The 20,103-nt window shown below is 51.9% G+C and carries 17 protein-coding genes and 1 pseudogene; 15 read left to right on the top strand and 3 right to left on the bottom strand.

Annotated elements, in window-relative coordinates; translation table 11 throughout:
* Positions 1 to 46 precede the first annotated feature (46 nt).
* A pseudogene (locus B2D37_RS24225) lies at positions 47 to 169 on the bottom strand (transposase); the annotation flags it as partial.
* 268 nt (positions 170 to 437) lie between these two features.
* Between B2D37_RS24225 and B2D37_RS15850 the strand changes: the two are divergent.
* From B2D37_RS15850 to folD, 3 genes are all read left to right on the top strand, one after another.
* Positions 438 to 1,601 carry an aminomethyltransferase family protein gene (locus B2D37_RS15850; RefSeq protein WP_079203590.1) on the top strand — a complete coding sequence of 388 codons (1,164 nt, stop codon included), beginning with the start codon at positions 438 to 440 and terminating at the stop codon, positions 1,599 to 1,601.
* A gap of 489 nt (positions 1,602 to 2,090) precedes the next feature.
* A complete protein-coding gene (gene purU, locus B2D37_RS15845; RefSeq protein WP_079203589.1) occupies positions 2,091 to 2,966 on the top strand; it encodes a formyltetrahydrofolate deformylase in 876 nt (291 codons plus the stop codon).
* Positions 2,967 to 2,980: 14 nt separating this feature from the next.
* Positions 2,981 to 3,841 (top strand): bifunctional methylenetetrahydrofolate dehydrogenase/methenyltetrahydrofolate cyclohydrolase FolD, encoded by an 861-nt coding sequence (folD, locus tag B2D37_RS15840; RefSeq protein ID WP_079203588.1) that lies wholly within the window; start codon positions 2,981 to 2,983, stop codon positions 3,839 to 3,841.
* 113 nt (positions 3,842 to 3,954) lie between these two features.
* Here the strand turns inward: folD and B2D37_RS15835 are convergent, their stop codons facing one another.
* On the bottom strand, positions 3,955 to 4,872 hold the full coding sequence (locus B2D37_RS15835) for a LysR substrate-binding domain-containing protein (RefSeq protein WP_079203587.1): 918 nt from the start codon (positions 4,870 to 4,872) through the stop codon (positions 3,955 to 3,957).
* A 551-nt stretch (positions 4,873 to 5,423) separates the two neighbouring features.
* On the opposite strand from B2D37_RS15835, the gene B2D37_RS15830 reads away from it, so the two are divergent.
* Both B2D37_RS15830 and B2D37_RS15825 read left to right on the top strand, forming a co-directional pair.
* Positions 5,424 to 5,909: a methylenetetrahydrofolate reductase C-terminal domain-containing protein gene (locus tag B2D37_RS15830; protein WP_079203586.1), complete on the top strand. Its 486-nt coding sequence runs from the start codon at positions 5,424 to 5,426 to the stop codon at positions 5,907 to 5,909.
* Positions 5,910 to 5,935: 26 nt separating this feature from the next.
* A complete protein-coding gene (locus B2D37_RS15825) occupies positions 5,936 to 6,967 on the top strand; it encodes a methylenetetrahydrofolate reductase (RefSeq protein WP_079203585.1) in 1,032 nt (343 codons plus the stop codon).
* A 285-nt stretch (positions 6,968 to 7,252) separates the two neighbouring features.
* On the opposite strand, the gene B2D37_RS23180 is transcribed toward B2D37_RS15825, so the two are convergent.
* Positions 7,253 to 7,462 (bottom strand): hypothetical protein, encoded by a 210-nt coding sequence (locus B2D37_RS23180; RefSeq protein WP_154067105.1) that lies wholly within the window; start codon positions 7,460 to 7,462, stop codon positions 7,253 to 7,255.
* A 285-nt stretch (positions 7,463 to 7,747) separates the two neighbouring features.
* On the opposite strand from B2D37_RS23180, the gene B2D37_RS15820 reads away from it, so the two are divergent.
* The 10 genes from B2D37_RS15820 (at position 7,748) to B2D37_RS15780 (ending at position 19,188) form a co-directional block, all read left to right on the top strand.
* Positions 7,748 to 9,400 (top strand): GMC family oxidoreductase, encoded by a 1,653-nt coding sequence (locus tag B2D37_RS15820; RefSeq protein WP_079203584.1) that lies wholly within the window; start codon positions 7,748 to 7,750, stop codon positions 9,398 to 9,400.
* Positions 9,397 to 9,825, top strand: coding sequence for a hypothetical protein (locus B2D37_RS15815; RefSeq protein ID WP_079203583.1), 429 nt, complete (start codon positions 9,397 to 9,399; stop codon positions 9,823 to 9,825). Before B2D37_RS15820 ends, B2D37_RS15815 begins: the two co-directional genes overlap by 4 nt.
* A gap of 18 nt (positions 9,826 to 9,843) precedes the next feature.
* Complete coding sequence (locus B2D37_RS15810) at positions 9,844 to 10,608, top strand: hypothetical protein (protein ID WP_079203582.1); 765 nt, start codon at positions 9,844 to 9,846, stop codon at positions 10,606 to 10,608.
* On the top strand, positions 10,608 to 11,561 hold the full coding sequence (locus B2D37_RS15805) for an electron transfer flavoprotein subunit alpha/FixB family protein (RefSeq protein WP_079203581.1): 954 nt from the start codon (positions 10,608 to 10,610) through the stop codon (positions 11,559 to 11,561). The genes B2D37_RS15810 and B2D37_RS15805 overlap by 1 nt, the downstream gene beginning before the upstream one ends.
* 14 nt (positions 11,562 to 11,575) lie before the next feature.
* The gene (locus B2D37_RS15800; protein ID WP_177345235.1) at positions 11,576 to 13,552 is read left to right on the top strand and encodes a heterodisulfide reductase-related iron-sulfur binding cluster; all 1,977 of its coding nucleotides are present in this window, start codon (positions 11,576 to 11,578) and stop codon (positions 13,550 to 13,552) included.
* Positions 13,549 to 15,111 (top strand): AMP-binding protein, encoded by a 1,563-nt coding sequence (locus B2D37_RS15795; protein ID WP_218190331.1) that lies wholly within the window; start codon positions 13,549 to 13,551, stop codon positions 15,109 to 15,111. The genes B2D37_RS15800 and B2D37_RS15795 overlap by 4 nt, the downstream gene beginning before the upstream one ends.
* Positions 15,099 to 15,542, top strand: coding sequence for a hypothetical protein (locus B2D37_RS23445; RefSeq protein ID WP_218190330.1), 444 nt, complete (start codon positions 15,099 to 15,101; stop codon positions 15,540 to 15,542). The genes B2D37_RS15795 and B2D37_RS23445 overlap by 13 nt, the downstream gene beginning before the upstream one ends.
* Positions 15,539 to 16,702, top strand: a complete 1,164-nt coding sequence (locus B2D37_RS15790; protein WP_371915403.1) for a thiolase family protein — start codon at positions 15,539 to 15,541, stop codon at positions 16,700 to 16,702. The genes B2D37_RS23445 and B2D37_RS15790 overlap by 4 nt, the downstream gene beginning before the upstream one ends.
* The gene (locus B2D37_RS15785; RefSeq protein ID WP_079203578.1) at positions 16,699 to 17,115 is read left to right on the top strand and encodes a Zn-ribbon domain-containing OB-fold protein; all 417 of its coding nucleotides are present in this window, start codon (positions 16,699 to 16,701) and stop codon (positions 17,113 to 17,115) included. Before B2D37_RS15790 ends, B2D37_RS15785 begins: the two co-directional genes overlap by 4 nt.
* 651 nt (positions 17,116 to 17,766) lie before the next feature.
* Positions 17,767 to 19,188: an aldehyde dehydrogenase family protein gene (locus tag B2D37_RS15780; protein WP_079203577.1), complete on the top strand. Its 1,422-nt coding sequence runs from the start codon at positions 17,767 to 17,769 to the stop codon at positions 19,186 to 19,188.
* Positions 19,189 to 20,103: the final 915 nt, after the last annotated feature.

The raw sequence follows: 20,103 nt of genomic DNA, 5'->3' as shown, positions 1-20,103 counted from the left end.
GTCAAAGATAAGGTCTGTTCAACAAGCATGCTGTAGTGCTTTGGCAGGCATGAAGGCTATGTACGAACATGCCCAGTCGTGGAACAACCTCGGTAACGGGTAGGCCGCGATCAGTCACTTGCTTGACGGCTTCAATTTTGAATTCTCCGGGATAACGCTGGTTGATCATGGCACCTCTTGGTGGGCCTTAGTTTAAGCCTGAAGGTGTCCACGAAAAAAGTAACGACTCATCCCTTGAAGGAGCTGGTTACCCGATAAGTGTCAGATAAAGTAAATTATCGATGTAGATCAAATGAATTTTAAATTTATCTGTTACGCCTTATATTTAAAGCATGTTTCGCGTAGGTGTTGTTTGTTTGGTTGGATTATCTATTTAATCTAAATAACGAATATTTTGGCAGCAGTGTATGCAGTCTTATAGCAGAGGGTCTATATTGATGGGTAACTCAATTCATTCAGATACGGAAAACACTGTTCAAGTCGGCGCGAGGCGCTTCGAGAAGTCTCCATATTATGACTTCTACGCAAACTCAAGCACAGTTCTTGGGGTTGTTGCTGGACGATACTATGGTGTATTCAATGGCGAAGATCCGATAGATACATATTGGACACTACGTCGAAAAGCTGTTCTGTATGATGTGCCCGAAAAACCCTGGCAAATCGAGGGGCCGGACGCCGTCCCTTTCATGGAGCGTGTGTTTGCTCGTCGCATAGAGAATTTTAAAGAAGGGCGGGGGCTCTATGCTATTGCCTGTACCCATGACGGCGGCACTTTCATGGATGGTATTCTGTTCAAGATGGGTGAAAACCGGTTTTGGTACGTGCAGCCTGATGGTGCACTGGAGCCTTGGTTGATGGCGCTTAGTGACGGGTTCGATGTGAAAATATCTGACCCAAAGTCGCGCGTACTCCAAATACAAGGCCCTAATTCTATGAAAATCATGTCCGATCTGACCGGTGGAGCGGTTAATGACGATATGAGGTATTTTCAATCCGGTTTCTACGATATTAAAGGGCAGGAGCTTTATGTCTCCCGCACGGGGTGGACCGGAGAATTGGGATACGAAATCTATTCTGAAGGGGGCAAAACAGATCACAAAAAGCTTTGGGATGACGTGATGACTGCCGGAGTCCCGCATGGCATGGTCTATGGAAGTATGGCCTCAATGGAGATCCGACGAATTGAGGCTGGTATTTTGGACAATGTCACCGATTTTGACACCTCGATGACGCCTTTTGAGGCTGGGCTTGGTGCCTTCGTCGACGTAGATAAAGAGGGTTTTGTAGGCCGGGATGCATTGCAGAACGCGGATAGGCAGGTGGCGCTTTACGGTGTGAAATGCCAGGCGGATACACCTGAGTATCGCGGGGAAGTCCTTGATGGTTCTTCAGCGGTTGGTCACGTCACCGCCGCAGCCTGGTCACCATATTTGAACTGCGGAATTGGCTATGTCCGTTTCAAGAAGTCAGGAGACTGGGCTGGAAAGAAGCTGTCAATGAAAAATCAGAACGGAGAGACCGTGGAGTGCGAGATTGTGGAATTGCCTTTCTACGATAAGGAAAAACGCATCCCACGGGGGCAGGATAAGACAATTCCATAAGAATGCAGCGGGCGGGCGCGATCTTGGTTCGCGTCCTCATTGACCAATCACCATCGGAAGATTTTCGCTGAAAAGGGCAAGTCTTCAGATGTTTTGATTGGAATTATAAAAAACTTATCTATCAAGCCCCAGTCTATCGTTGTTTGGGTTCTGGGCGACTTTTCAATGTTGTGTTGAGATTAGGGTCGATCGTTAATCCATTTTGCAGGATGCTTTTTCCAGAAAGCACACGATGCTGCATTTTTAGCGATGAAATAGCCTAAGTTTACCAAAAAGTTGGGTTTTGACTGCCTCATTATGGCGCCGCTCACAGGTGGCCATGTATAAAAACTCGCTTTAATCACTGCATTCAAAATGTGCAGACTGGGTGTCTAACCGTTATTCATCCCAGCCAAGCTGTTAACTGTTCAGCAATGAGGAGTTTCGGGAGTCACGAGTCTGTCCCTGATAATGATCAAGTACTTTTCATCTGACTTATAGGTTTGTGTCATGTCAAAAAAAATTAATAACGCCAATCGTTTTATATTGACTATCAGCTGTAGTGCTGCTCCAGGCATTGTTGCAGGGGTAACATCTTATTTAGCGGGTAGAGGTTGTGATATCGTCGAATCTGCGCAGTTTGATGATGAAAATACAGACAAGTTTTTTATGCGCCTCGTGTTTAAGATTCTAGAAAATTCCACTCATGCTATCGAAGAGATAACAAGTGGATTTTCTGATGTGTCGGAAAAATTTAACCTGAATTGGGCCATACATGATTCTTCTCGCCCAACAAAGGTTCTGTTGATGGTTTCTAAGTTTGATCACTGCCTGGATGACTTGCTCTACCGGTACCGTAAAGGCGAACTGTTTATTGAGATTACTGCGGTGGTCTCCAATCATTTGGATCTCCGTTCCATGGCCGAACGGGAAGGAATTCGGTATGTCTATCTTCCAGTGACGCGAGAGAACAAGGCGGAACAAGAGGCCGAACTGCTTAATATTGTGAACGAAACTGGCAGCGAATTGGTTGTTTTGGCGCGCTATATGCAGATACTTTCAAATAACCTGTGCTCCCAGTTACATGGGAAAGCTATTAATATCCATCACTCATTTTTACCAGGATTTAAAGGTGCACAACCTTATCATCAAGCTTTTGAACGAGGCGTTAAGCTTATCGGAGCAACGGCGCATTACGTGACTTCTGACCTGGACGAAGGGCCCATCATTGAACAGTCCGTACAACCCGTCTCCCACACGTACAGCTCAGATGAATTGGTTACTGTCGGTCGTGATACTGAGACCATGGCTTTGGCACGTGCAGTAAAGTTGCATGTCGAACATCGGATCTTCTTAGATGGAAATAAAACTGTAATTTTCAAATAAGGACTGGGAACAGCATGGCTCAACTAATTGACGGCAAGCAGATATCGGCACAGGTTCTCGCAGACGTTGCCCGCGATGTCGAAATACTAAAGGCTTATAATGGGGTCATCCCTGCGCTGGCAGTGATACTCGTCGGCGAAGACCCTGCAAGCCAAGTTTATGTCCGCAACAAGATTAAGCGTGCCGCTGAAGTGGGGATTATCTCCATCGAGCATCGATTAGAAGCGGGTACTTCCCAAATCACACTGAATACGTTGATTGAAGAGTTGAACCAGGACTCGTCGGTTCACGGCATCTTGGTGCAGCTGCCCTTGCCTGACCACTTAAGCGAAGAGGAAATTATCTCATCAATCAACCCGAAAAAAGACGTGGATGGGTTCCATCCGCTGAACGTAGGCGCTCTGGCTTCCGGGAGATCAGTACAGGTGCCATGCACCCCGCAGGGCTGCATGATCATGCTACAGCAGATACACAAAGACCTGAGTGGTAAATTTGCGGTAGTCATTGGTCGATCCAATATTGTCGGTAAGCCGATGGCGGCCCTATTGTTGCTAGCCAATTGTACCGTGACCATCGCACACTCACGTACGCGCGACATTGAAAATCTGTGCCGCCAAGCGGACATAGTGATAGCAGCGGTTGGCCGGGCGAAAATGGTTAAAGCAAATTGGATTAAACCAGGCGCAACTGTGATTGATGTAGGCATCAATGCAGTTGATGAAGATGGCAAGCGTAAGCTGTGTGGCGATGTTGACTTCGAGGCGGTTGAACTCATTGCCGGTGCAATTACTCCGGTGCCGGGCGGCGTCGGTCCGATGACAATAGCATGCCTACTCTTAAACACTCTAAATGCGGCAAAGCGATTGACTGCTTAAAGCACTGGGATGGACCCCCTTCAATCGACATCTATGTGCCAGAACACCGAAACACAATGTGTCTGCTATCCTGGGTATCCCTGGTCCTACTACAGTTATGACAGGCTGTATAATTATTTTGCAGCCTCTGCTTGAATCCACTCAATGAATCGGACAACGCTGGGGCGTGATAGCGCAACCTCAGTTGTGACAAGATCGTACCCGATGTCTGTTGCAATTGATGCGGTGAAGGGATTAATAAGTAGATTTGCGTCGACAATGTTTTGCAGGATTGGCTGGCTACCGAGAATCAATCCTTGTCCGGCGATCGCTGCCTGGACCGCTAAGTTGTAATCAGTGAATCTAATACGTTCGCCAGGCTTGATGTGGTCGGCTCCCAGATGCGAAAGCCAGTGCGTCCATTGATTCCATTTCCTCGTATTTGATGCTAATTCTAAATGCGATAAATCCCAGCACAGCAAGGTTGTATTTTCAAGGTCCTCCAGGCGAGTGATTTCCGGGGGGCCCTTCGCCAGCACGGGGCTACAAAAGACGCAGAGCTTTTCATCGAAAAGACGGTGCACAACCATATTCCCGTGATCTACTACGCCAAAACGAATGCCGATATCAGCGTTACTACGATCGAGATCGATAACCTTTATCGTTGAGTCAATTAGTAGTTCGATGGCCGGGTGTTTGATCTTGAAATCAGCCAATCGGGGAATGAGCCATGCTGAGGCAAATGATGGATCGACGGAGACGATCAACTGCGTATCCTGATCTGGCGATCGCATTTTCTCAACAGCCCTAGATATTTTTCGGAATGCGTCGATCAGGTCAGCGCTCGCTCGGATGCCTGCAAGGGTCAATGCAAGACCGCGACCTTGCCTCTTCAATAACGGTGTTCCAACGGCTTCTTCAAGCTTGACGACCAACTGTTTGACAGCCGCAGGAGTTACGCAGAGTTCATCTGCCGCTAGGCGATAACTTAAATGTCGGGACACAGCCTCAAAGGCGCGCAACGTATTTAGGGAAGGTAACCAATCGTTCATAGTAAAAACCTTAATCCGGCCGGTTAATGTATGAAGTAGAGATGCTTCATCATTGGACCGTCCTCAGAAACGATGGTCCAAAACCAACGCTACTCCTTCCCCAAAAAAAGTCCAGTATGTCCGCATCCCTGCGCCACTTTTTTTGATTAAACAACCTGTGGCGTGATCGCATGCGCGCGTCCATGAGTACGCGGCATACCGTACTTCCTATGCATAGCGGACAAATAGGGAAGGAGCTTGTTGGTCCGCTACGTTGATTAGAAAATCTAAACTATAAGTTCAGATCAAATGATTTCGGAAAAAGAATCTGATCTGTATTATTTAGAAAATATCGGCAGTTATGGTGGTTATCAGCGTGACTACGGAGTATGGGAGCAAGGAACTGGTTGCCGTTGAGGATGGTTGTCGAGAGTCTAAGGCTCGCGGGTCAAAGCTGTCGTCGAGCTGAGAGCCAAGGGACTGACAGTCAGCCGGTGGCAATAGGCGACTTGGCTTTGGGCTTCTGGAATACGCCGGCTAACCATTAAGAATGGTCGTGGAGGAATAGTGTAATGAGAAGTGTACGTTATTGGTCGGTTGAGCATGCCGGTCTAATGGAGTTGGTTTACAACCTGTTTGAAAAAACGATGGTTAGGTTAAATCCACTGTGGAAATTGATCGGTTATGAACGGATAGAGAAGCCATTTGCCTTGGTGGAAAAAGCGGTAAAGGGTTTCCTATTCGATTGCAAAATGTGTGGCCAATGCATGCTGTCATCGAACGGCATGTCCTGCCCGATGAATTGCCCTAAGACCCTACGCAATGGCCCCTGCGGCGGTGTGCGCGCCAATGGTAACTGTGAAATCGATGCCGATATGCGCTGTGTCTTTGTTGAAGCGGCCAAAGGGGCACGCAAGATGCAAGATGGCAACTTGATACAGATTGTTCAATTGCCTGTGGATCATACCCAAACGGGACGTTCCTCCTGGTTGCGGGTAACGCGTGAAATGTCTGAAGCCAAAAAACGCCGCGCCGAAGGCGCTCCTAAATCTGTGTAAAGATTAAAAATCAAAAGAGAAACGCCATGAGATTCTCCGATGAACCTGTCGATCCAGCAGTTCTTTATCCCATTCTGGAAGGACACGTTTCACCTAGCCGCTTGGAGCGTTTGCTGCGCATGGGTACCTTCGCGGTGACCACGGAGCTTGCACCGCCGGATTCGGCTTGCCCTGAGGACGTTTACGAGCGGGCGCGGATCTTCGATGGCTATGTGGACGCTATCAACGCCACCGATGGTTCAGGTGCGCACTGTCATATGTCCAGCGTTGGCGTATGTGCGCTGCTGACCAGGGTTGGCTACTCGCCGATTATGCAAATTTCCTGCCGCGATAGGAACCGCATTGCTATTCAGGGCGATGTGTTGGGAGCGGCTGCCATGGGCGTGTCCAATATGTTGTGTCTAAGCGGCGATGGAGTGCAGAACGGTGATCACCCCGGCGCCAAACCTGTGTTTGATCTGGATTGTATGTCCGCCCTAGTGATTATTCGCGGAATGCGCGACTACAGCCAGTTCGAAAGCAAGCGCAAATTGACCACTGCCCCCAAGGTATTTTTGGGAGCGGCAGCCAATCCCTTTATGCCGGATCACGAGTTCCGTGTGCAGCGACTGGCCAAGAAGATCGCTGCCGGGGCGCAATATATTCAAACCCAATACTGTTTCGATGTGCCCATGTTGGAAGAGTATATGAAGCGGGTCCGTGATTATGGCCTCGATAAAAAGGTGTTTATTCTCGTTGGCGTCGGTCCCCTCGCCTCGGCCCGGGCAGCTGAGTATATTCGCAGCAATGTGCCGGGTGTTCATATTCCCGATGCGGTTATCAAGCGTCTGGCCGGTTCTGATAATCAGAAGGAAGAAGGCAAGAAGATTTGCACCGAAATCATCCAACAAGTAGCCGAGATAGAGGGTGTGTCGGGCGTGCATGTGATGGCTTTCCGCATGGAGGAAAGTGTGGCGGAGATAATCGACAAGACCGGTGTCCTGCAAGGACGCGTACCTTGGTATCCAGGACGCGATAAGAAATATGGAGATAGCCTACCTGTGGTTAAAGTGAACTAGTTCTTCCTAGGGCCAAAACCTGTGGTCAGTGATAGTGTCGGATTAAGAGACTTGTGAAATGAGTCGGAGTGTTCCGTGAGGGACTTAGAGCGGCCAAATTCATGAATGCATAGCCTTATGTGTTATAAAAATACACCAAAGAATAAAAAGATGCTTAAGCGTTTAAATCGATGGTGGGCGACTCAAATGCACCAAAAAATATAGGAATACTTTCTTGATGGGGTCGACGAGGCAGCTGCGTGATTTAACGTGGATCGAATGTTAGGTGCCTCCAGATTTTTCTACTTATTTTACCCGGTCTTCATCGAGTGCGCGCCGCAAGGCAATGGTTAGTGTCGCGCGAGTTGTTTGGTGGTAAGTTTTTCTTTCAGAATCGATATTTCTGGAATTTGTTGGCTTTCCGTCGCTGATCATTTTTGTGCGTTGTTGTTGTTGTTGTTGTTGTTGTTGTTGTTGAGAAATATTAATAACGCCAAATGTCGCATATAAAACCATTATTTTATGATTGTTCCTGGATGACTCTTGGCTGTTAAGGACTCGGGTTCGGCTAAGTATCGATCGTGTATTTTAGCGCGATTTAGTATTTCTATATTCTGCATTCAGATCAAATAACTTGGTTTTTTTCGTGGTCATGAATAGTATTTCAAATATCGTTTTTCTACTCAGTGACATTCAAAGTGTTGGTCCTGTGAATTAATTAGGCCTCTTTCTGTTTCTGTGCCCTTCAAGTATCACCGTCCAATAAGTTAATAATAAATCTTTCTCAAGAGAGGACATTACATGACGAATTCACCTAAGGTGCCGAAGGAGGCTGACGTTCTAATCATCGGGTCTGGTCCTTCAGGTGCGGTTACCGCAAAGCTCTTAACCGAAGCAGGAATGTCGGTGGTGACATTGGAGCAGGGCACCTGGTTCGATCCGGGTGACTATCCCGGTGATAAGAAGGAATTTGAACTGGCGAGTGGGAAGCAATGGCATCCCTCGCCTAACGTTCGTGATCGCGAGCGTGACTATCCGATCAACACCTCGGAAAGCGATGTCGAGCCATTGATGCAATCAGCCGTTGGCGGCAGTGCCACGATCTGGGCTGGTCACTGGGTCCCGTTCCTTCCGTCCGACTTCAAGGTCTGGTCGCTTGATGGTGTCGCCGTCGACTGGCCATTCGACTATTACGAGGTTCTACCGCACTTGGAAGCGGTGGAAAAACTCGTTAGCTCTTCGGGCACACAGGGTAACCCGAGTTATCCGGCGCAGGCAGGCTATCCCACACCACAGATTCCGATCGGAAAGACCGGGATGAAGCTTGCCGAAGGTATGGACAAGATGGGTTGGCACTGGTGGCCGGGCCTGAATGCGATGCCGTCGATCCCCTGGCAAGGCCAGAATCCCTGTGCCCGCCGCGGCACCTGTATGTTCGGTTGCCCGGAAGCGGCGAAATGGTCGCCCGATCTGGTTCTGTTCAAAGAGGCCAAGAAGTACGGCCACCGTATGATCTCAGGCGCACGTGTCAGCGAGATTATCTATGACGACAACCTGGGGCGTGTCACTGGGGCCATCTATATCGACCAGAACGGGCGCAAGCGCAAGCAAATGGCGAAGTCTGTCGTCTTGTGCGCGAACGCTATAGGTACACCTCGTATCTTACTCAATTCAAAATCCAAGCGTTTCCCGGATGGCCTTGCGAACTCTAGCGGACTGGTGGGCAAGAACCTGATGATGCATCCCTTCAGTTTGGTCATGGGCCATTTTGAAGAAAATATCGAAAGTTGGTACGGGCCATCTGGGCAGTTGATTAACTCACTGCAGTTCTATGAAACAGATAAATCACGCGGTTTTGTGCGTGGCGCGAAGTGGGGTGGAATGGCCGCTGGCGGTCCGTTGTCTTCCAAAGGATTTGTTGGCTCAGAAGTCTTTTCGGACGATGGGAAAATTGAAGATTCATGGGGCGATAACTGGCACCAAATGATCGACGATAAATTCGGCAAAACTGCGCTATGGGCGATTGTAGGTGAAGACCTTCCCGAAGAATCTAACCGCGTTGTTATCGATGACGAACTTGTGGACAGCGACGGAATTCCAGCGCCGAAGGTTATCTACAAAACGTCGGAGAACTCTCGAAAATTGCTGGAATTCAACGCAGATCGAGCAGAGGAATCCCTACTGGCTGCCGGCGCGAAGTCCACCTCCAAGCAAGTCCAAATGCGTGAAAGCGGCTGGCACCTCCTTGGTACCACGAGGATGGGTAACGATCCCAAAGATTCGGTTCTGAACCAATACGGACAAAGTCACGATGTCCCAAACCTTTACGTCTTTGATCTGAGCGCTTTCCCTACCGGTGGGGGCGTGAACCCAACGGCGACCCTAATGGCCGTGGCGCATCGCCAAGCAACTCAAATGATTAAAGAAGCACGTAAAGAGGAGACGGCTCAATGACAATCTTTTCTGATGAGGAACGCACTAACTACGGGAAGCTGGCCGACTACTTGATCCCAGCATGGAAAGACCGTCCGGCGGCAACGACAGTTGGCGTTCACCTGCACATGCTGGACGAAGTCTTGCGGATTCGACCTGATCTCGAAGACGGGTTTCGGCGCGCAATCGAATTTTGCGCCGGTAAGGATACTTCAGCGGCATTGAATGCCCTGGCGCGCGAAGACAGCGGCGCATGGACCGTGCTAACTGCCGTGACCACAGGTGGATACATGATGACCGATGAGGCGCGTGCTGCTGTCGGGTATCCCGGTCAGGAAGCACCACCTTACGATCCTTACGAAACCCCCGAATACCTGGCTAACGGCATGTTGGACAGGGTCAAGGCTCGCGGCAACATCTTCCGCGATACACGGCATCTTTCGTAGTCACTGGAGTTCAAAACAATGCAAATAGTGGTGATTTTGCGGCTCAATCCCGTGTTGACGGATGAGCTAGAGCTGACAGATGACAGCAAGGATATTGACCGGGAATGGATAGGCCTCGAACTGAATCCCATGGACGACCAGGCTCTTGAACAGGCTGTGCTTCTGAAGGAAGCCGCCGGCGCCAAGGTCATCGCCATTGCGGTCGAAGCGGATGGGGGAGAGCGATTGCTAAAAACTGCTCTGGCCCGAGGCGCCGACGAAGTTTTGTTGATCCTGCGCGATGAGGACTCTCCCGCCCCTTCTTCCCGGGCACGAACGCCGTTGCTTGTCGATGCTATCGAGAAGCTGAACCCGGATCTTGTGATTACCGGAATTTTGTCGACCGATGACCTCTATGGAGAGCTGGCGCCTCAACTTGCGGCCAGGTTGAACTGGCCGCAAGCCTCGGCCATTTCTGACGTGCGGTTGAGCGGCTCGACCGTGATGGTCCGTCAGGAGTATGCAGGCGGTTTGGCCGCGCATCTTGAAATCGATCTACCTGCAGTCATCGGCCTGCAAACCGCTACAAGTCCTCCACGCTATGTGGCCGGCTCCAAATTGCGCGAGCTTCTGAACGTCGATGTTCCCAAGATGGATCCGTCGGTGGAGTACGGGGGCGACCTTTCGTATTCGACAACGCTACAACTGCCCGACACCAGTGGTGGAGCCGAGATGATAGAAGGTGATGCAGTTGCGGTTGCCGCAAGAATCTACGAAATACTGGTCGAAAGGAGGATGGTCTGATGCGAGCGCTGATTTTAATAGAACACGTCAATGGGACAGTTTCTGAGTCTGCGTTTGAATTGGCTCGATTGGCCAAATCGATTGGTGCCGAATGCCAAGGTTTTGTTTGCGCCGGTGATGCAGAGGCAGTTAGCGCACTTGCCTCACAATTGAACGGTTTTGACAGTGTACTTGGTGTGGCGGACGCAGCGGTCGAACACTACAACCCTGACGCCATTCTGACCGCTTTGAGCAATGTGGTCGAAACACACGTTCCTGATTTGGTCATGACCAGCTACAGCACTGCTGGAGTTGACCTAGCATCGGCCTTGGCCGTGCGATCCGATCGTCAAATGCTGGGTTATGTGACAGCAATTGAGTCCGTTGACAACAAGTTGTCAATAACTTCGCAGGTCTATGGCGGAAAATTAATGGCTCAGACGTCTGTCCAGCTGCCTGCGGTGATTGCGGTCATGCCTGGCGCAGCCAAGGCAGGCGAGGTGTCCGGTGCGGCACCGAGCCTCACGATGATAGATGTAGATCTGTCTGGGACCAGAATCCGAGTGAGTGAGCTTATCTTGCCGGACTCTTCAGGCGTGAACTTGGCTGATGCGGACAAAATTGTCTGTGTTGGACGGGCGCTTGGTGGAGTCGAAAAATTACCTATGGTTGAACGGCTTGTAATGTCTCTCAAGGCGGAGATAGCCGGTTCTCGTCCGGTGATCGATGCAGGCTGGCTTCCGAAGGTTCGTCAGGTAGGCAAGTCTGGTACCAAGGTGAAACCCAAGCTTTATCTGATGGCAGGCGTCTCCGGTGCCCCTGAACACCTGGAAGGTATGGAAAGCAGCGAACTGATCATTGCCATCAATTCCGACGAACAGGCGCCGATCTTTCGCAAGGCACATTATGGGGCGGTCTGCGACATGTTCCAGTTGCTGCCGGCGCTGACCGAGCGCCTGGAAAACGGAGGCTGAGCGATATGTCTAGCATGCATACTCCAATTCTCTGGTTGGTGACGCTTGCTGCGTTTGCCATTACAGCCTGGCGCTTTTGGGTCAGGCTGCGCCCCCTGACAAGAGCGCAGAGTTTGACCCGTACGGATTTTCCGCAGGAAAGATTGAGTGGCGTCTTTGGAGATATTGGCCTGCATCGCAGACTACTCAAAATTCGCTATTCCGGTGTATTGCATCTGATGATTTTCAGCAGCTTTCTTATTTTGCTGACTGCGATCATTCAGGCTTTCGGTAGCGGTCTCTTCCCGGGCTTCAGCCTAGCGCCTATCGGCGGTGAAACCTGGATCGCGATGCTTCAGGAGATCTTTAGCCTGATTATCCTTAGCGGTCTCGCCATGGCGGCCTGGCAGCGGTTCATCCGCAAACCAGCTCGATTCATCGGTTCCAAGCAAACTGACGCAACGATCATCTACGTACTAGCAACAACAATCGTCACAACGATGTTGCTGGAGTTTGCGTCGGAGATTGTCGCGGCGGCCGCAGGGCCTCACCCCTTTCGCCCAGTTTCTTCTGCTCTGGCGCAAGCGTTGGTCAGTTTGGGAGTCGATGGGCAGACCGCGAACAGGGCGCGTGAAGTGTTTTACTGGCTACACGTTGCCGCCGTCCTGTTATTCCTCGTGTATATCCCCGGTTCAAAACACCGGCACATGTTCCTGGCGGCCTTCAATATATACTTTCGGCCACTCACGCCAAAGGGGCAACTTCCCAGTCCACCCAAGAAAGGGATGGCAAGCGACGTCGTCGAGCGTTTTGAAGACTTCACCTGGAAGGATCTTTTCGACACATTATCTTGCACCGAATGCGGCCGTTGCCAAGACGTATGCCCAGCTCATGCGGCAGGTAAGCCGCTTAGTCCGAAACAGCTGATCATCGACCTGCGAGACGGCATGCTCGCTAATGAAGGGCTAGTTGACAAAGAGGTCAAGTTTCCTATCGCAGGAGGCATTATCAATGAGGAAACTCTTTGGTCTTGCACAACCTGCGGTGCGTGTATGGAGGTTTGCCCGGTACATATCGAGCATGTGCCGAAGATCGTGAAACTGCGCCGCTCCATGGTGGAACAAGGCAATGTCGAGCCACTGCTACAAGTCACCCTGACAAACTTCCAAAACCAAGGGAATTCGTTCGGCAAACCCTCCAAGCAGCGAGCGCGTTGGACAAAGCAACTGTCCTACAAAATCAAGGATGCACGTAGTGAACCGGTCGACATCCTGTGGTTCGTAGGTGATTTCGCAAGCTTTGATGAGCGCGCCCAGAAACTGACAGTGCAGGTGGGCGAGCTTCTGGCGCAAGCCGGTGTGGATGTCGGCATCCTGTATGACGGCGAGCGCAACAGCGGAAATGATATCCGCCGTGCCGGTGACGAAGGTCTTTTTGTGCTGCTGGCTACTCACAATATCGATCAGCTTAAAAGTTGCCAATTCAACCGGATCATGACGACAGATCCGCATTCGTTGAATGCGCTGAAGTCGGAGTATCCGGCCCTGGGGGCCGAATTCGAAGTTGTTCACTATTCACAACTTTTTCTGGAGCTGATCAAGCAAGGGAAGTTGAAGGTGAACCCGACCTCTGGCGCGAATGTGACCTACCACGACCCATGCTACCTGGGACGTTACAACGGTGGTTTCGATGCGCCACGCGATCTAATCGCGGCGATGGGGCACACACTTAAAGAGATGCCACGAAACCGCGAGAACTCGTTCTGCTGCGGTGCCGGCGGCGGGCGCATCTTCATGGTAGACAACCCGACAGGTGAACGCCCCAGTGAAAACCGCATCCATGAAGCACTGGAACTTGGCGATGTAAGCTACTTCGTCGTGTCCTGTCCCAAGGATGTCGTCATGTACACGGCTGCGATCCAGGCTGTCGGTGCGGAAGGAAAAATTGCTGTTCGTGACTTGGCGGAGTTGATCTTTGACAGCGTGATGGTGCCAGAGGAGGTAACGCAATGAACATGCAACCAACGCCTATTCAGATTGGGACTACGATGACTGACAATCACAACAACGACATTTTGTGGACACCAAGCGACGAGCAGAAAAAATCCTCAGCGATCTGGCGCTTTGCCGAAGCCAATGGGTTTGATCCGTTGGATTATGAGACTCTGCATCGCTGGTCGATTGACCATAAGGGTGAGTTCTGGTCCGCTCTTTGGGCTTTTTGCGACGTCATTGGTGACAAGGGGCAAACGGCCTTCCAGCCCGATGAAGCGGCATGGATGACCGGTGCGCGCTTCTTTCCGGAGGCACGGCTGAATCTTGCCGAAAATCTCCTCCGCGGTGATGAAAATGCCACGGCCATTTTCGCAATGAATGAACTGGGCGATCGTCAGTGCATATCCCGAGGCCAGTTGCGGACCAAGGTCGCCAAAGTCGCTCAGGGTTTGCGCGATGCAGGTGTTAAGCCTGGGGATCGTGTCGCGGGCATCCAGCCGAACGATATCGATGCGCTCGTTGCCCTGCTGGCGACTTTGGCGATTGGCGGCACCTGGACGTCCTGTTCACCGGATTTCGGCGAAGCCGCGATCATCGACCGGATCGGACAGGTCGAACCCAAGGTTCTCTTTGCGGCACCTGTCTACAGATACGGTGGAAAACAGCATGATGTATCTGATCGTATCAACGCGATCATGGCAAAGATGCCATCAGTCGAAAAACTGGTTGTCAGCGGCAGCGGCGATGTTGCACCAGGTCTGAACGCAGTGCGGCAGGACGAGTTCGGCTCGGATGCAGAACTCGTGTTTGAACGCCTTTCCTTCGATCATCCCGCGTATATTCTGTATACATCGGGGACCACGGGCGCACCCAAAGCGATTGTGCATCGCTCGGGCGGTGTGCTGATGCAGCACCTCAAAGAGCATGTCCTGCACGGTGACGTCCGCCGAGGCGATAGCGTGATCTGGTACACGAATACGGCCTGGATGATGTATCACTGGTTGATTTCAGCTCTGGCCGCCGAAGCAACTGTGATTCTCTATGATGGCGCGTTGATTCTAAAGACCGAAAGTGGTTTGGATTGCTCTCCGCTCTGGACCACTGTCGAGGCTACCAAAGCGACTCATGTGGGCGTCAGCCCGAAATATCTCGCCACGCTTGCTGCTGAAAACTACCATCCGGGCAAGCAGGTCAATCTCGAGAATCTGCGCAGCCTGCTTGTCTGCGGTGCACCGACACTGCCGCACCAGTTCGACTGGGTTTATCAGGCTGTCAAGCAGGACATGTCGTTTGCGTCCATTTCCGGCGGAACCGAGATTCTCGGTAGTTTCCTCATCGGATCCCCGCTGCATCCCGTTCGCCGCGGACAATTGACCGTCAAAGCTTTGGGGCACGCGGTCAATGTGTTTGATGGCCGAAACTGTCCGGTTGTCGGTCAACGTGGTGAACTGGTCTGCACGGAGCCGTTTCCTTCCATGCCATTGACCTTTTGGGGGAGGGTGGAACCAAGCGCTACCATGACACCTATTTCAACGAACACGTCGAAATCTGGACGCATGGTGACGTGGCCGAGCTGACGTATACGGGCGGTGCCTATGTTCATGGTCGTTCGGACAACACTCTCAAACCAGGCGGTGTACGGATCGGAATCTCGGAGATTTACGCCGTTTGTGAGACTTATCCTGAGTTTGAAGACTTTCTCGTATTTGGTGCGGATAACGAAGGCGACGAAGAGGTTGTCTTGTGCCTGAAACTTACCGAGGGCGCAGACGTTTCGCGCGATACCCTGACATCGTTGCGCAAAGACATCCGCACCCAGGCCTCACCGCGCCATGTGCCCGCCCGCATCCACCTGGTTTCGGATGTGCCGTATACGATCAACGGCAAACGAGTTGAAAGCGCGGCGCGCACGACACTGGCCGGCTTGCCGGTCAAGAACATCGGGTCGCTGGCAAACCCGCAATGCCTTGACGAATACAAATCCCTGACTCGAGACGCCGCCTTATGAGACACATGAGCTCAAGGGCAGCCTTGGTTGGCATTGGCGAGCTGAAACCACAGCGGCGCACCGAAGGTGTTACCACCATGGAATTGCTGATGAAGGTCTCAGCAGAAGCCATGTCCGATGCGGGGCTGTCGCCCGAGGAGGTCGACGGGTTATTGGTCGCTCCACAGGTTGGCGAAACCCCACAACATGTCCCGGCAACGGTGGCCGAATACTTCGGCATGCAACCTACCATGGCCAATATGGTTGATCTTGGCGGTGCCTCAGGCCTCGGCATGATCTGGCGTGCTGCGGCTGCTATCGCGGCGGGTCAATGTGAAACGGTTCTGTGTGTGATCGGGAACCACCGCAACACGCCGGCACTGCGTGCTCCCAACCGAAACCCTGCGCGGGAATTCGACACGCCGTTCGGGGCGTCCGGGGCAAACACGTCCTATGCGTTGCTCATGCAGGCCCATATGGCCGCCTATGGGTGTCGTCCCGAGGATTATGCTGCGATCGCTGCCGGATCACGGGCGAATGCTCAGTACAACGAAATGGCAATCTTCCACGGTCAACCCGCCTCGGTCGAGGAGGTCCTGGCCTCGCCCATGATCGCGTCACCCTTGCATCTATTCGAGATCGTGATGCCGGTGGCTGGCGCCGATGCGGTGATTGTAACCACGGCAGACAGGGCAAAGTCCCTGCGTCATCCGCCGGTGTTCCTTAACGGGGCAGGTGAAAAAGTGACCCATCGTGCGGTCAGTCAGGCACCCAGTCTTACGTCTGGGCCGCTCAAGCCCTCTATTGCGCGGGCACTGGGACAGGCGGGGATGGATGTGAGCGATATCGATTTCCTGTCTCTCTATGACTGCTACACCATCATGGCGGCGATTACGATCGAAGACGCCGGGCTTTGTGCGCCGGGCAAGTTCGGGACCTGGCTCAGAGACAATGGCGGCATGTCCCCGGACGCCCGCCAGCCGATCAACACTCATGGAGGGCAATTGGGGTTTGGCCAGCCGGACCTTGCCGGTGGCATGACCCATGTTGTTGAAGCCGTTCGCCAAATTCGCGGCACAGCACCCAATCGCCAAATTAGAAACTGTCAGAGCGCACTTGTCACGGGCAACGGTGCCACGATGTCCGAGGCTGTCGCCCTAGTTTTGGGGGCCGACCTATGACCGATTACAGCAGACTTGAAGTTCCCGGCCCGACGGTCACTGAACTGTCCAAGCCATTCTGGGATGCCGCGGCGCAGGGGCGTCTGGTGATCCAGCACTGCACATCTTGTGAGAGGGGTATTTTCTACCCCCGCCCGATCTGTCCACATTGCTGGAATGATGCGTTGGAGTGGCGGGATGCCAATGGAATTGGTCGTCTTAAAAGCTTTTCCCAGATATGGAAGCCCGGTCATCCAGGCTGGATCCCTGCCATTCCCTACATAGTTGGATTGGTGGAGCTGGCGGAAGGAGCAACCATGCTCAGCCTCATATTGACGGATGGAAAAACCGTGACGGTAGGGGAGCTTCTGCGCTTCAAACCCCAGAATATCGGCGGACGCATTTTGCCCTGCTTTGAAATAAGCCTTTCCTGAAAGGGGAAACAGAAATATTGGTTACTTCGGACACATGTGAGAGCTCTATGCGATGTTGGACTGGCTTCTTACTTATGTAGTGCCAATACGGATGGGCTGGAGTTTGCGAGCGTACCGACACTGACATTTGCCGTTGCCGCCATGGAGGCAACGTATGTCTGATCGGTGGGGCTGGCCTACAAGACCGGACGGTGCCCCACCTCGATCCTGATGATAGGCACTTCGGGGCTGACTGTGCTGATGATTAGTTTCGCCTACGATAGACCCTTTTGGATTTTCGTGTTGGTCGTACTGCTCTGGTGACTCACGGTCATGGCGGATAGTGCCCAGTTTTCGACGGCCATCACGGAACTGTCCGATGCCCGGTTTGTTGGCTCTTCGCGGGCCTTTCAGATGGGAGTGGGCTTTGCGATCACAGTCTTTGTTATCTAACTTATTCCGATCATTCTAACTTACTCCGATTATTGCGGATACTTTGGGATCATGATGCTCGTACCAAGCTCCCTGGTCAGGGTATTAATGATGACAGTGTTACGTAGAGATTCAAAGTCCATCCATATGGAGGGCGGCTTGCGTTAAGGAGTTAGAAAGACGGCAATAGAACAAACCGTTATTGATAGGTATTAATTGAGAAGACCTCAAGGAGAATGCATGATTAACATTGATAAGTTCTACATTGGTGGAAAGTGGGTCGCACCCCATGGTCAAACCATCCATCAGCTCACCAATCCGGCCACCGAAGAGCAGATCTACCCTATTCCCATGGCCGATGAAGTGGACGTGAATCTTGCAGTCGCCTCAGCGAAAGCAGCTTTTGACAGTTACTCGATGACCACCAAGGAAGAGCGTCTCGGGCTCCTGCGACGCCTACTCGAGCTATATAACGCCGCCTATAATGAAATTTCCGAGTTGATGGTCGAGGAAATGGGGACAACGCTCGCCTTCTCTCGCGCAGCTCAAGCCTGGGTGGGTACCGCTCACCTCGAAGCCACGATAGAGGCGTTGGAAAAGGAGGTGTTTGAAGAAGTCCGAGGCAATACGTTGATTTCAAAAGAAGCGATCGGTGTTTGTGCACTCATCACTCCTTGGAACTGGCCAATGAATCAATTGGTTGTCAAGGTTGCTCCAGCTTTGGCGGTTGGTTGCACAATTGTTGCTAAGCCTTCGGAATACTCACCGCTTTCGTCGATCCGTTTTGCGGAGCTGATTCACGAAGCGGGTTTCCCTGCTGGCGTCTACAACCATATCACGGGTTCAGGCGAGGTCGCTGGAGAGGCTTTGTCGCGTCATCCCGACGTAGACATGATTTCTATCACCGGCTCTACCAGAGCTGGAATTGCCGTTGCTCGGGCTGCGGCCGATACGGTAAAGCGGGTGACCCAGGAACTAGGAGGTAAATCTGCTAACTTGATCATGCGAGATGTGGATCTTGAGAAGGCCGTCAAGGACGGCGTTGACGCATGCTACATCAATTGTGGACAGGCGTGTCGTGCACCAGCTCGCATGCTTGTACCAGCAGAACGCATGGAAGAAGCAAAGCGTGCCGCCAAAGAGGCGGCGAATAAACATACTGTAGGCGACCCCAAAACAGCAGTTTCTTTAGGGCCGGTTGTGAATGAATTGCAGTTTCATCGGATTCAGTCATTAATTCAATCAGGCATCGATGAAGGCGCAACGTTGGTTGCTGGCGGCATCGGTCGGCCTAAAGGTTTGGATCGGGGCTACTACGTTAAACCAACCGTATTTGCGGATGTGACTCCGAAGATGACGATTGCGATCGAGGAGATCTTTGGCCCGGTGATCGCATTAATTCCCTACGAAACCGAAGAGGACGCCATTCGGATTGCCAATGACTCTGTCTATGGTTTATCCGGATACATTCAATGTGCTGATATTGAAAAGGCAAGAATGATCGCTCGACGTCTCAAGGTCGGGTCCATTTGGATCAATGGCGCGGATTGGGATGCGCGGGCTCCATTTGGTGGATATAAACAATCTGGTAATGGTCTAGAGCATGCGGAGTGGGGGCTACATGATTATCTTGTGATCAAGTCTACCGCAGGATATGCATAGAAGAATGGAGTGCAATATTCGCTAATTGGGAGTCAACCTGATTGGGCGTTATGATGTTTCCGGGATAATAGTCTGGTGCTTTGTTGATTGAGATGAAATAGGAGAGGCGTGATGATTAAGTCGGGTTGAATAACCACCAAATTGCTAACCTATTTGATTCCTATCAATACAGTTGGGCGGAGCCGGTGAGCTATCTATAGTGATCCAGCCCCACCTTATCCCGCCGGTAGTAGTCACTAGGAGCAATCGAGGAGCGGTCGACCAAGGCGTCTGCTATAGGGACGATGGTTTACAATCCCTGAATTTATATAATAAGTGCAATGCTTGAAACGATAAGCAGAGGGCCCGCCGCATGATGACTGCCCAAACCATGGACGTCGACGGCGGCGTCGTGTGACGGGATGAGGCGGATAGCTGGGTGGGGCACCAGCCGCATGCGTGCCTCTGCTCTGACAAACGGAGGCGAGGTGTTGGCCCGTGCCCAGAGCGACCAGAGCACGGCGGGTTGGCGCCGGTGTATTTCAAGCTGGCGTTATTACGGCTGGTCGAGGCCTGACTCGCTAGAGGCCGTACCACGCAGGTGGTCGCCTCTGACATGGTCGACGCGCGCCAGCGTTGGGTCGAAGCCGAGTATCAGAGTACACCTGCCGGCCTATGGGGCGCTGACGGCCGCGCCGGTTCGTGATTCACGGTTAAGTATCTAGCTGTGCCGAGTTGAAACAGCAGAGACCGGCGTGATAGTGGGTGAAAAATGTTGTGGCTCAATGATTCTGGACTCCCCGATAGGGCGTTAAGCTTCGCCCAGCAATGAGGTGTTAAGTGACCAGAAGATATTTCAGCCCGTATTTCAAACTTGAAGCTGCAGGCTTGGTTCTAGATCAAGGTTATTCAGTGCCTGAGGCCTACAAGTAGAGG

This window comes from Pseudomonas sp. CC6-YY-74 (assembly GCF_002025205.1).
Classification (GTDB): domain Bacteria; phylum Pseudomonadota; class Gammaproteobacteria; order Pseudomonadales; family Pseudomonadaceae; genus Aquipseudomonas; species Aquipseudomonas paeninsulae.
The sequence above is the reverse complement of the archived record's forward strand: the minus strand, read 5'-3'. Positions and strand labels throughout refer to the sequence as shown.